Raw genomic sequence first — 12,551 nt, 5'->3', positions numbered from 1 at the left:
TAAATCGCTTTCTAACGGACACAGTAGCGCTTATTTGCCCGTAGTTGCGTCCAATTGGATGGATTTTCATGAAATAAGGTCCACTGTGTCCGTAAGAATCGAGAAACAGTGGTTAATCAGCAAATAAGGTCTTTGGTGTCCGTTAAACATATTTAAACGGAAAAAATTTGCCACCGGATCTGGCTCTTTCCATTAAAAGCACTTTTTTGATGGAAAACCTACTGCAGTAACAACCTTTTTTGTGATTCCGAAGAAAATACTGCTCGGAATTAACTGGAGAATTCCAGATGATATGATCAACGTCTTAGCAACTAGTCAATTACAGGTATATGATCTTATATTATCGTTAATTACGGCTGTTTTACCAGGAAATGGATCAAATTGCTTAGGTCATGGAGAAAATTTACCCATGGAAAATAAAAGGATACCCTCCTAAAAATAACCAATCAAACGAATTCTTCTGATACATGTGGAATTCAAATGAAGAAGGAGAGTGTGTTAAGCGTGACGTTCAAAAAAGTAATCGCGACAGGACTTGCTTTCGTTATGATCATGGGAAGCGGCACAGCCGTCCTAGCCAAAGAGAATGGCAGCAAAAAAGAGGATAGTAAGGTTGAGATACATCTCACCTTTGACGATTTGCAATCGGCAGAATGGGCGATACGCTATATTGCGAGCTTAGCATCGAAGCGTGTGTTTGAAGGCTATGAGGATGGTACCTTTAAACCGCACAATACGGTTTCACGCATTGAAGCGATTACAGCTGCCGTTCGTTTGATGGGACTTCGCAGCCAAGCGGAATCAGCAGCAGAAATGAGCACTCATTTGAATTTTAAAGATGCGGATAAAGTTCCTTCTTGGGCTGTCGGTTATGTAGCTGTAGCTTTAGAAAATGATTTATTTTCGGAAAATGACGATATGGTTCAGCCTCAAAAGGAAGGTGACCGCCTCTGGGCGACGACACTTTTAGTCAAAGCGTTGAAGCTGGATGCTCAGGCGAAAGCGAAAATGAACACAACGCTGCCATTCAAAGATGCGAAACAAATTCCTGCAGGCGCTGTGGGTTATGTAGCTGTTGCCATCGAGAAAGGTTTGATTGATGGGTTCGAAGATAACACGTTTAGGCCTAATCAACCGGTAACACGGGCTCAGCTTGCAGCTTTGCTCGATCGTACGGGCGGTCAACTGCCAGACCAAGGGAATAACACGCTGAATGGAACGGTAAGCAGGGTTGTTACCAACAACACACTCAGTATCACGAGTTCAGGTACAACATCTACCTATCCGCTGCATCCAGACGTTTTCATTTATCGGAACGGAGCCAAAGTAAACGCTTCTGCTTTGCAGGTAGGGGACGTAGTGAAAGTACGCACATTTAATAGTCAAATTGTATTCATCGAAGTGACCAATGCCGTGCAATCGATAATCTACAGCGGCACTGTAAGTGCAGCAGTTACGAATAATACATTAACGTTAACGAAGGCTGGAGCTACCTCCACACTACCTCTACATCCGGATGTTGTCGTTTACCGAAACGGCATTAAAGTGAGTGCGTATGACCTAAAAGTTGGTGATGAAATTAACATTCGCACCTCGGATAATAAAGTCATCTACATCGAAGTCACCAAATCGATTGTACCTATTTCAAGCAGCGGGACAGTTAGCGCGACTGTTAGTAACAATATACTGAAGCTTACGAAATCCGGAGTTACCACTTCATACACCCTGCATCCAGATGTGGTGATTTATCGGAATGGCGTGAAAGTCAATGCTTCCTCCCTGCTGGTTGGCGATGAGGTGAATGTTCGCACATCCGACAATAAAGTTATTTTCATTGAAGTAACACAAACGGCACAAGCCATTACGAATAGCGGTAAAGTCAGCGCAGTCGTTAGTAATAACGTACTTAAGCTTCAGAAGTCAGGTGTTACATTTGAATTAATACTTCACTCGGATGTTATCGTCTATCGCAATGGGTTGAAAGTCAATCCTTCCGATCTGAAAGTTGGTGACGAGGTCAATATTCGCACTTCCGAAAATAAAGTCATTTATATTGAAGTGACCAAAATGGTTCAACCTATTACAAACAACGGTACAGTAAGTTCCGTGGTGAGCAATAATGAGCTGAAGCTTACGAAGTCGGGAGTTACAACTGCATTCACACTTCATCCGGATGTCGTTGTCTATCGCAATGGCGTGAAGGTCAGAGCTGTTGATTTAAAAGTAGGCGATGAAGTCGATATTCGCACTTCGGATAATAAAGTCATTTATATTGAAGTCACCAAAATGATTGATGCGAATCTACCATTTGAGCTTTTAGGAAAATTAAAAGGAACTACCCTCAATGCCCAAGGTGAACTTGCAACGATTTCTATCACGCAAACCATTAGTGGCAGGGAACAAACAACGATCTATCAGGTATCCTCTGGTGTCACGCTTTCCGGCAACTTGGCCTTATTTAAGGAAGGGAATCTTATACAGCTAAATGGTGTTAATAGGCTCGTAACCAACATTACAATCAAATAATATGCGAAAAGAAGCCCGTGAATTTATGATTCATGGGCTTCTTTTTTGAAAGTATAAGTTTTCTGAGGCATGAGAGTACTGGAAAACGTACAGATGAACTCTTCTTTTCAGCTACCGTCCCTTAGAACTGTACATTTTCCAATGGTAGTGGATGTAGCCAAATCAGATTCATATTGTTGCAAAGCGCGCACAGCCAATGCACAAGCTGTAAAGATATTTTTCATCGTTACAGATGCGAGGGGAAGTGGAATCGTGTCTGTAACGATATTTTTGAGCCTGTCGATTAACTGTTCATAACTTCGGAAATTCTGCGGGAGACCACAAAATGTATGCGAAGAATCATACATAATGAGCGGCACACACAAAGAATCAGTCGATTCTATTCGAAATTTCATATATAAAACGTGATTTGAGCCCTGATTCTGTATATGTATCCGAAAAATCATATACATTCTCTGCATGTGTCCGTTCACGTTAAAACTGTCCACAATTAATCGACAGCCCCTATTTCATCTTTACAGACGAGAAGATGACGAATTGGAATCAATCCGAGCGACTGGTAGCAAAGAGAAGTTCGCTCCACCGCAGCAAGGTAGAAAAAGTAGAAGGCAGCACAAAGTAGAACAAAAAGGGGGTGGAAAAGCGGCGCTTTGTGGTGTCCGTATTTGAAATCGTGTTATAACCGCTAAATAAATTTAAAAAAACACGATTTCAAGAAATGTTGGAACCCCACATCCCTCTCTCCCCCTGCTCGAAACGTATGGGTTAACACGAAAAAGACCGTCAGGGTGACGGTTTTTCTTAATCCGCTGCAGATTAAGCGCGTTTTCCATGCAAAATTTGTATGGATGCGCGGGACAGGCTGCCGAGAAGTCGATTTCCGACTTCTCGGACTCAATTGGCGAGCTTCGGCTCGGAGAGCTCTCGCTGTAAGCGCGTTTTTCGCGCTTATTTGTTCGAGCACTCCAGATTAAGCGCGAAAAACGCGCTTAATCAGTATGGATGCGCGAGATACTGTTGCTAAGAGCAATTTCCGACTTCTCGGACTCAATTGGCGAGCTTCGGCTCGCAGAGCTCTCGCTGTAAGCGCGTTTTTCGCGCTTAATCAGTATGGATGCGCGAGATGCTGCTGCTGAGAAGTCGATTTCCGACTTCCCAGACTTAATGGGTGAGCTTCGGCTCGTGTTTGCGGAAACACACAAAAAAAGCCCTTCAGTAATGGGCTAGGATAACAGCGATATCTCTATCATTGAATTGCATGTTGCCCTCTTCTGATTTCGTAAAGAAATATCCTCTAGATTCAATATAATGACAGAGTCTAAGCAGAATTTTGGGTTCTATATTCAGAAGCATTGAAAGTGAAAAAATGTTTTTATGATCATTGGTTGCGTCAACCATTTAACATAATTACCTCCTTAGAATGAAGAAGAATTGTATAAGTATCATAGTACATGCCCCAAGTCACTTGTTGTCGAATCATCGGGTTAACAAAACTTTCAATATTTAGTACTAACTATGATTTCTAACCAGCCTGCCACACATAAAAGCCCTTGAATCCTCCACAAGGAGGCTCAAAGGCTTACATGGATCCCTCTGCTGACGGAATCAGATCTTTAATTCCCCAAGCTTGATCAGTTCTACAACCGCTTGTGAACGACCCTTTACGTTCAGCTTTTGCATGACGTTCGCAATGTGTTTTGAATAACAGTTAATGAAATGGTTTGAAACTAAGCAATGCAGTTACTTAAGTCAAATAACACTTGTTAATTAGCCTTCAGTAATTCGCAAAACCAAGTATAAAATCATTATTTTGCTTAGGTAGTTTAAGGTCAGAGTAGTTCACTAGTATATGTTTAATTTTGGGAATATGATACAATTTACCTATGTTTCATATGCTTGTCTCAATGAGGTGAATAAAGTGCAACAAGAAAGATCGTATGAGGATCAGACGAGTGCGTCTAAGAAAGAAGTAGGTTTTGGTTATCAATTCTTTTATTTTATTTATTTATTACTTCAGCTTAAGCCTAACGAGGTTATAGGGTTTGAAGTTAAAGATGACATTCATATTGAATTACCTAACGGAGCACTCATATTGATCCAAGCAAAGCATTCGCTTCAGAAAAAGGCTGACAACTCCACAAAAAACTTAACAGAGCGTGATAATGACTTATGGAAGACTTTATTCACTTGGTCTAAGATGATTAATGATAAGGCTCTGGGGAGAACTGCTGTAGGCAAACAACTTGACTTTATTAAAAACGCACGGTTCATTCTTGTTACAAATAAGAATGAAAGTGCACAGAATAAATTCCTTGATAAATTAAGTGATTTTCAAAATAAGAAAATAAGCATAGTGGAGTTACGTTCAATTATCCAAGGTCTTATTGATGCTAGTAAACCAAAAGAAAAGGATACTAAGCTTGAGTCGTATATGAAAGCACTAATAAATCAAAAGGATCAATGGCTCTCAGCATTTCTGAAGAAGGTAGAAATTCGTTACAATCAGGACGAGCTTCTTGAGCTAATTCGAAATGATATTAAAGTAAGGGTATATGAAATTAATGAATTTAGGCTGGATATGGCATTTGATTGTATAATTAGCAACTTATCTTGTTGGAGATATGACCAAGTTAAAAGGGATGAGAGAATCGAGATCTCCTATGATGATGTTGAGAAGAAGCTCTCAAAGTGTTTTTTTAATGCAAGAAGGACTGACAAATTGCCTAGAAGGAACTTCGATGAGGTACTGCCTGATAACTTTGAAGACCAAACATTTATAAAACAATTAATTGAAATTGGTGAAGTGACACCAGGTGACTTGCCCAAAATGGCTGATCTAACTACTTTCAAAATTAATATCAACAAACATTTGGATATGTGGGTTCAATCAGGTGAGATTACTGAAGATGAACGTGAAGATTTTCATGATCAGAGTGTTCTGTATTGGGAAGCCTGTTTTCAGGAATCACATTTGTCTAGTGAAGATCTTGATCCATCATTAAGTTCACAAGACCAACAAAGAATTTTAAGAACAAATGCAAAGAAGTGTTTGATTGCGATAAAGAAAACTAAGTTGACAATTGATAAAGATGAACTTGACCTGAAATTTAGTAATGGAGAATTTTATTGGCTATCTGATCAACCAAGAATCGGTTGGACCTTTGATTGGAAGGGAAAATATAAAAAATGAGCGGGTCTAAATATATTTATAACAATGAAGCTTTTGGAATAAGTGCAATGGCGTCGGTACTTAAGCATATGGAAAATACAAGCTATTCTAAAACAATGTTGATATTGCCATTCGTCACTCACAAAGAAACGCTTGACTACCTTAAGTTGCAACGTAGTGATGTAAAAAGCATTGAGCAGCTAATAGCAAAAAAAGCTAACTTAATAACTAATTTTAATAAACGATTTCTTAACCTACTACCGATTTCCCTGAATTCGTTGCATATCTTGCATGAAATGAAAGTTATCTTAATTAAGGATCAGCAGATTAAATTCAACAAAAGTAGCCAATTCAATGAATCAGATATTAAATTGGGTGCAAGAGTTAAAGATGTTGTAAAAGCTTCAAAGAAAATTGCTAATTTGCTTCAGAAAGATGAGTCGGAATTATATCTGCAATTGAGGGTGCTATTATGAAATTCCACATAAATAAACTTATTCTATGGATGAGAAATGGAAGTAAACGGGAATTGGAGTTTCTACCCAATAAAGTTAACATTATAACGGGTGACAGTCAGACGGGGAAAACCGTTATATGGGCGGTTATTGATTATTGTCTTTTTTCAAGCGAGCCGAAAATTCCTTATGAGTTTATTAATGAAAATGTAGAATGGTATGGTATCAATTTTAATATTAATGAATCGTTGTATACAATAGCTCGTCAGCGACTAGATGATTTTATGGCACCTTCAAGTAATTACTTTTTCTCTGGTGTAGGTGAGATACCAGAAGTGCCCGTAACAAATAACAAAGATGATGATATTAAAACTCAAATGGAAGCAGAGTTTCAGATAACAGATGAAGTTGTAATGCCCTATGGCGGACATCAAATTCCACTTGGTTCCAAAATATCACTGCGATATTTTATGTTATTCAATAGTCAAGATGAAAACACGATAACAAATAGTGATGTCTTCTTTGACAAACAAACAAATCAACGATATAAGGATGCTTTGGAAAGGATCTTTAACTTATCGACGGGGATAAGCACTATTGCTGCTACAGCTATTGATGAAAGAATAAATAAACTTGAAGCCGAAAAAAAACGACTTCAGCGTAAAAGTGATGCATTCGAAAAAGAAGGGCAATTATTTGAGCAGAATATGAAGGATATAATTCTAGAAGCAAAAGAATATTTGTTACTGGATGATCGAGAGAGAAACTTTGACGAGGAAATCCAAGAATTAAAAGAGGTTATTTATGAGCATTCATATATAAATATCTCGACACAAAATAATGAATATGAGAAATATGAAAAAGAACGATTAGATGTTTTAACAAATATAAGGAAGCTTAGACGATTTGATAGGGAATATAACGAGTATAAAAATATATTGAAAAAGAATTATGACAGCTTATTGCCAATTGAATATATACATGATAATTTCTCTGAGATAATTGAATCGCCATTAGTCTCACAATTTGTCCTTCAACTTAAGGAAGAACTCGGACAAATAAAAAGGAAGATCAGTAAGAACGCACCTGTTCAGATTGAAGTTAAAGCAAAAATTAGATCACTTGAGAAAGAATTAACTAAAATTAAAGAAAAGCTTCAAGAGTTCCCAACTCTCCATAGAGATTTCGAAAACTTCCAAGAAAAGTATATACTTATTGGGGAAATTAAAACGAAGTTGGAGTTTTATGAGCGAAAATGGGATGACGCAAATTATGAGAAGCAAATAAAATCATTAGAAGATCAAATTGAGAAGTTAAAGAAAGAAATTGTTAATCTTGATGAACGTAAGGAAGCAGTAATTCGATTGTTGAATGAACTTGTGCAGTATTACCTTAACGAAGCATCAGATGCGCTTGGGAATTACGCTGGGTATAAAGCAGCTTTTGATTATAAGACTAAAAAACTACGTCTTCAACGACCGTATTCAACTATTGTTGAACTAATTGGTAGTAGTTCAAATCATTTATTCTTACATCTTTGCTTATTTCTAGGGCTTCATGAGCTCATTATGAGACAAGATGTGCCATATATACCTCCGTTCTTATTCTTGGATCAACCAAGTAGACCATACTTTGATAACAAACGTAATGAAGCTAAGAGTGATACAGATCGTGCTAAAATTACGATTGCAATTCGATTGTTAAATGATTTCATTACGAGGGCAAATAATGAAAAAGGTCTTCAACGTGAATTTCAGTTTATAGTTGTTGAACACATACCGAAGGATATCTGGGAAGAAAATGATATGACAAACGTACATCTTGTCGAAGAATTCTTTGATGGTAATAAACTAATTAGAGATGAGGACATAATGCGTTAATCACTACTTTAATGTTACATAACCAGGGACTGTAGATTATACAGTCTCTTTCTTGATTATTGAGAATGATGTGTAGGATTACCTTGAGTTTTATTAAATAGGCTCTGTTATTCAACATTGTTGATTTTCAACCAAAAGAAAAAACCGCCTCAGGGATAAGGCGGTTAATTGAACTATCGTTCTCTGTTAGACTGTATTGACTTAGGTTCGAACACTTTTATTTGTATTGCCCCACCAAATTAATCCTATAATGCCAAGCAGTGCAACCCACCAATACTGTCCAAAGTCTATCTTTAAGCCAGCTATTGTAATTGCCAGCGGCACAACAATGGCATGAGTTATTCCGAGAGCGGCATATAAGAAATAATGTAATCCCTCATGCTCGACCTTTGACTGGAAATAACTAATACCCGTAATGACCGTAAGGATAACGGAAGCAAATATTAACCAATGTGCTGAACTATATGTAGTGCCCATATCATGTTGATCGCTGTATGCATGTAAAGCAATGAAGCTTAGAATTATTGATGCAATTGTACCCGATATCTGCAAGATAAATTTCATAATGCTACTCCACCTCCTCTCCAAATGAGTTGTCCTCAACATTAGCATATGAGGATATCCCCGTTTTAGTAGGACAAAATATTTCGGATCTGTTGTTTTTTCATAAAGATTACCTAATTCAAAATGACATAAACTTTTAATTCAAAATCAACTTTATTCGCTAGTCTTAATAACGTCTGTAGTGGTACACTTATTGTAAATATTATACAACAGGGTTGGAGTGAGTAAGCTTGGCTGCAATAACAATTCTAGCGAAAATTGCACCATTATTTTTAGGATTTGTAATACCACGAATAAAAAATAGTAAGCTCATTCGTGATTTACACACTAAGTGGACCCAAGACAACTATTCACCAAAAGTCAAAGCAATGTTTACTGCGGCATATGATGATACTAAAGCTTTGTATGATCTTCCTGATGAGCTGTTGAATGATTTATTAGAAGATAAAGTTAATCGAGAAGAAATATTCCGATGGATTGTCGAAGGTGTTACGGCAGAACATATTGAACCTGAGAAACTCAACTTACTGCCCTATATGGAATTGTATCCTCGACATCAAGACATGCTCTTAGCGTTTTTTATAACATTTAATAGCAAAATTCACGATTTCAAGGATTCAAAATGGGACCCAGAATTTTTACAAATTTTATCAGGCTTAAGTTCGTTAGAACAAGAGATTAAAGAAGGTTTTACAAGCATACAAACATCACAAAGCCAAATTCTAGAAAAATTTGACGTTATTAACGCCTATTTTGAACCCGTATCGATTAGCGATCTGAATGATTTAATAAAATCAGGTGAGGTAAAGACTGCCCGTGAACGAGCTTTAGAAAGATTGAATAAGAAGCCCTTGAGTCAAAATGAACTTATGGAACTTAACGCGGTTATTGGTTCATGTTATTTTTTAAATGGTCAAGAAAAAGAGGCTATACCTTACCTCCATGCAGCGATCGTTTATTGCCAGGATATTGCGAGAAAGAATCGGATTACCTCCTTAATTTATCTTTTTGAGCAACAATATGAGGAAGCGCTAAGATACGTGAATTTAGCAATTGATAAAGAAGGCTATACTCAAAGGAATCTTGAGCATTTAATTAATATCTATAGTAGGCAAGGTCAATATAGAATCGCAATTGAACTAATTGAAGTACATTCCGATGTGGATCTGAGAGAATTAAATGCTTTCTTATTAATAAATGACAAACAATACGATCAAGCATTAGACCTTACCAACAACGAATTAATAACGGACCCTGATAACTTTACTTGGTTGCTAATGAAGTGCGAGATCCTGACACACATGCTGGATAGTCAGGTGATACATGATCAAATTGTTAATACTGACGAAGTGTATAAAACGATTATGCCTATATTGAATAAATTGGAGAGAATAGATAAGCAAAATGACAATGTCAATATGCGTATCAAGGAACTAAAGGCAGCGATTGCGTTTAGAAACCAACATTTTGCAGAAGCCAAAGTTATTTTTGAATGGGTTTATAATCATAAACAGGAAAATAGAGAGTTTACTTTTAGAAATTTTCTTTCCTGCTGTTTATGTGATCAAGACTGGGGCAAAGCGATTGAGCTACTTATTGGTAAAATAGATGCGAATGTATTCGAAATTGATGATATCACCACTTTGGCTAGGGTCTATGTAAATTCAGGTGAGCCAGAACTCGCCAAGTCATTGCTTGAAGAAAAGCGTTCTTTACTGAATATGCAAACTCAGTCAGACTTGAAATATTATTTTGTTTATTTAGATAGCCTGATGCAATCGTTGAATCATTCTCAAATTGAGACTTTTATTCAAACACTAGAAGCAGAAATTTTTTTTGAAGTGGGGATTAAATGTTTAAAGGCTTATTATGCTACGATTGTTCATGACTGGAACGAAGCTGTTATTGAATGGGAGTCATGTATTAATCATTTGGACGGCGAGGTATTTGCGGAAGCAGCAACTAATTTATCCCAAGCATATGTCAATAGAGGATCGATAAACGATTTTGTAAAAGTAACGGAGCTTATTGTTAGAATCCCATATTGGCGACATCATGAGCCTTTAATTAATCGATACGTTAGAGGGCTTTACGAAATCGGTGAGTATGAAAAAATAATTCAACTATATCATGAATCTCCTACAGACAATCGAATGCTGATTGAAACGGTTACAACAATTTATTATGACTTCGGTTGGTTTGATATTGCTAAAGATAATTATATGGTGTTGTTTCAAAAAACAAATGATATTGAATATTTATGTAGGTATGCAAACTGCCTTTACAGATCTGGGTTTACGGAAAAATGCCTAGAAATTCTGAATTCAATTGAGAAAAGAATATTAGAGAAACCATCCCTCGGCAATTATCAATTGATGTGTGTAAGTTATATGAACGCACTCAATTTCAGTAAGGCGATGGATTATGCATATAAGACGTTTGAACTCGGAAAAGACGAGCCTGACGTTTGGCGCTTTTATTTCATGAAATTTCTACAAATCACTCAGAATATCAATGAACCCTTGGATGAATGGATTCAGGCGTATCAATATGTATGTGAAAACTTCACAGATAAATTTCCAAGTGAAGACCCACTATTTATTCAGTTTAAAATTATGAATGAAGATAACATTATTTCAGAAGAGTTTCTAAATCAACTAAAAGGTCAAAGCGAATCAATTGGACGAGCAACTCAAGTTGTCCAACAAAATAAATTGCCACCAAGTTTTATGGCTGAATTTCTTGGAAAGGGTCCTTACGAAACATGGATGCATTTTTTTAATAGTGCAGATTTAGATTTTTGGGTACTTCAAGATAACATTGAAGAAGAAATTGAAAAGGGATTACAGGTTGCCGCGGATTCCAAAGGAATTTTATGCGACCCTTCTATATTACTAACTTTAAGGCACCTTAACCTACTTGACGAACTTGCCCTTAATTACACACTTTATATTCATCAAGATAGTTTCAACGAATTGTTTGAGGAATTCATACAAAAAAAAGCAATAAGTGAAAAAGGGCATTCAACATTAGCCTATAGAGATGGAAAAATTATTCATACTGAAAATTCTATGGAGCAAATGAATGCATATATAAGTCAGCACGAAGAATTTATTAATTGGATAAATGGAAATTGTGAAAAAGTGGGTAACAAAATAAGTAATAAGGGAAAAGATGAGAGGATGTCTTTCCTTCATTCTCCAATAGAGAGCTGTTGTGAAAATGGGATTAACATGATGGTTGACAGTTATGTGGTGAGAAAATATGCCAGAGATAATTACGGCTTAGAATCATTTAATGTTTATGAGTGGTTATTTCTCATGACTATTAATGGGAAAATTAGTCACGAGAAATTTCTGGATTCATTCGGAGAACTTCTTAATATGGGTTATACGCTGCTTCCAATAAATGCAGAGACTTTAATTCATTATTTGCATGTAAATAATTACCTCATTTCAGATAAAATAAGGAAGTTGTTTGGATATTTGAAAAGAGCTGACCTTAGTCATGAATATGCAATTGGCATTAGTTCAAAAGTTTTAAAATGGGTATGGTTAGAAAGCATACCAACAAATCAAAGGCACCTGATTACAGATACGGTGTGTGGAGTCATTACTTTTCAGAAAAACAAAAATGAAGTGATTAAACAGCTGCTCGCGGTTACTAAATCAATTTTCCCAACAATAGTTCAGCACCAGTATATTAAATTAGAACAGACAATCCACAATTGGTTACAAAGTCAACGGATTATTTAAGGTTTTAACTACTTTGTAAATAATGAATTGAAGATCGAATAAGCTAAACAATTCAAAACAAAAGCCATTGCCTTTCAGATAAAAGGGCGGTGGCTTTTGCGCTATACATTCATTGATGAGATATTCCTCCGAAGCACATACCTACCTAATTACCTAGAATTCTAAAATTCAAGTTATATGCCGTACCCTAATTACCGAGACA

At 36.7% G+C, this 12,551-nt stretch carries 6 protein-coding genes and 1 pseudogene; 5 read left to right on the top strand and 2 right to left on the bottom strand.

What is annotated here, in order from left to right:
• Nucleotides 1-504 precede the first annotated feature (504 nt).
• Nucleotides 505-2,526, top strand: a complete 2,022-nt coding sequence (locus ASG93_RS33690) for an S-layer homology domain-containing protein (RefSeq protein WP_063891961.1) — start codon at nucleotides 505-507, stop codon at nucleotides 2,524-2,526.
• Nucleotides 2,527-4,131: 1,605 nt separating this feature from the next.
• Here the strand turns inward: ASG93_RS33690 and ASG93_RS34475 are convergent.
• A pseudogene (locus ASG93_RS34475) lies at nucleotides 4,132-4,221 on the bottom strand (DNA-binding response regulator); the annotation flags it as partial.
• Nucleotides 4,222-4,444: 223 nt separating this feature from the next.
• Between ASG93_RS34475 and ASG93_RS25410 the strand changes: the two are divergent.
• The 3 genes from ASG93_RS25410 to ASG93_RS25400 are packed head-to-tail and all read left to right on the top strand — an operon-like array spanning nucleotide 4,445 to nucleotide 8,030.
• On the top strand, nucleotides 4,445-5,716 hold the full coding sequence (locus tag ASG93_RS25410; protein WP_056836500.1) for a hypothetical protein: 1,272 nt from the start codon (nucleotides 4,445-4,447) through the stop codon (nucleotides 5,714-5,716).
• Nucleotides 5,713-6,171 (top strand): three component ABC system middle component, encoded by a 459-nt coding sequence (locus ASG93_RS25405; RefSeq protein WP_056836499.1) that lies wholly within the window; start codon nucleotides 5,713-5,715, stop codon nucleotides 6,169-6,171. Before ASG93_RS25410 ends, ASG93_RS25405 begins: the two co-directional genes overlap by 4 nt.
• The gene (locus ASG93_RS25400) at nucleotides 6,168-8,030 is read left to right on the top strand and encodes a DUF3732 domain-containing protein (RefSeq protein ID WP_056836497.1); all 1,863 of its coding nucleotides are present in this window, start codon (nucleotides 6,168-6,170) and stop codon (nucleotides 8,028-8,030) included. The genes ASG93_RS25405 and ASG93_RS25400 overlap by 4 nt, the downstream gene beginning before the upstream one ends.
• A 201-nt stretch (nucleotides 8,031-8,231) precedes the next feature.
• On the opposite strand, the gene ASG93_RS25395 is transcribed toward ASG93_RS25400, so the two are convergent.
• Nucleotides 8,232-8,594: a hypothetical protein gene (locus tag ASG93_RS25395; protein ID WP_056836495.1), complete on the bottom strand. Its 363-nt coding sequence runs from the start codon at nucleotides 8,592-8,594 to the stop codon at nucleotides 8,232-8,234.
• 230 nt (nucleotides 8,595-8,824) lie between these two features.
• On the opposite strand from ASG93_RS25395, the gene ASG93_RS25390 reads away from it, so the two are divergent.
• Complete coding sequence (locus ASG93_RS25390; RefSeq protein WP_056836493.1) at nucleotides 8,825-12,349, top strand: tetratricopeptide repeat protein; 3,525 nt, start codon at nucleotides 8,825-8,827, stop codon at nucleotides 12,347-12,349.
• The last annotated feature ends 202 nt before the right edge of the window (nucleotides 12,350-12,551 follow it).

Origin of the sequence: Paenibacillus sp. Soil787, assembly GCF_001429545.1 — a bacterium.
In the GTDB taxonomy this organism is placed as follows: domain Bacteria; phylum Bacillota; class Bacilli; order Paenibacillales; family NBRC-103111; genus Paenibacillus_E.
The sequence above is the reverse complement of the archived record's forward strand: the minus strand, read 5'-3'. Positions and strand labels throughout refer to the sequence as shown.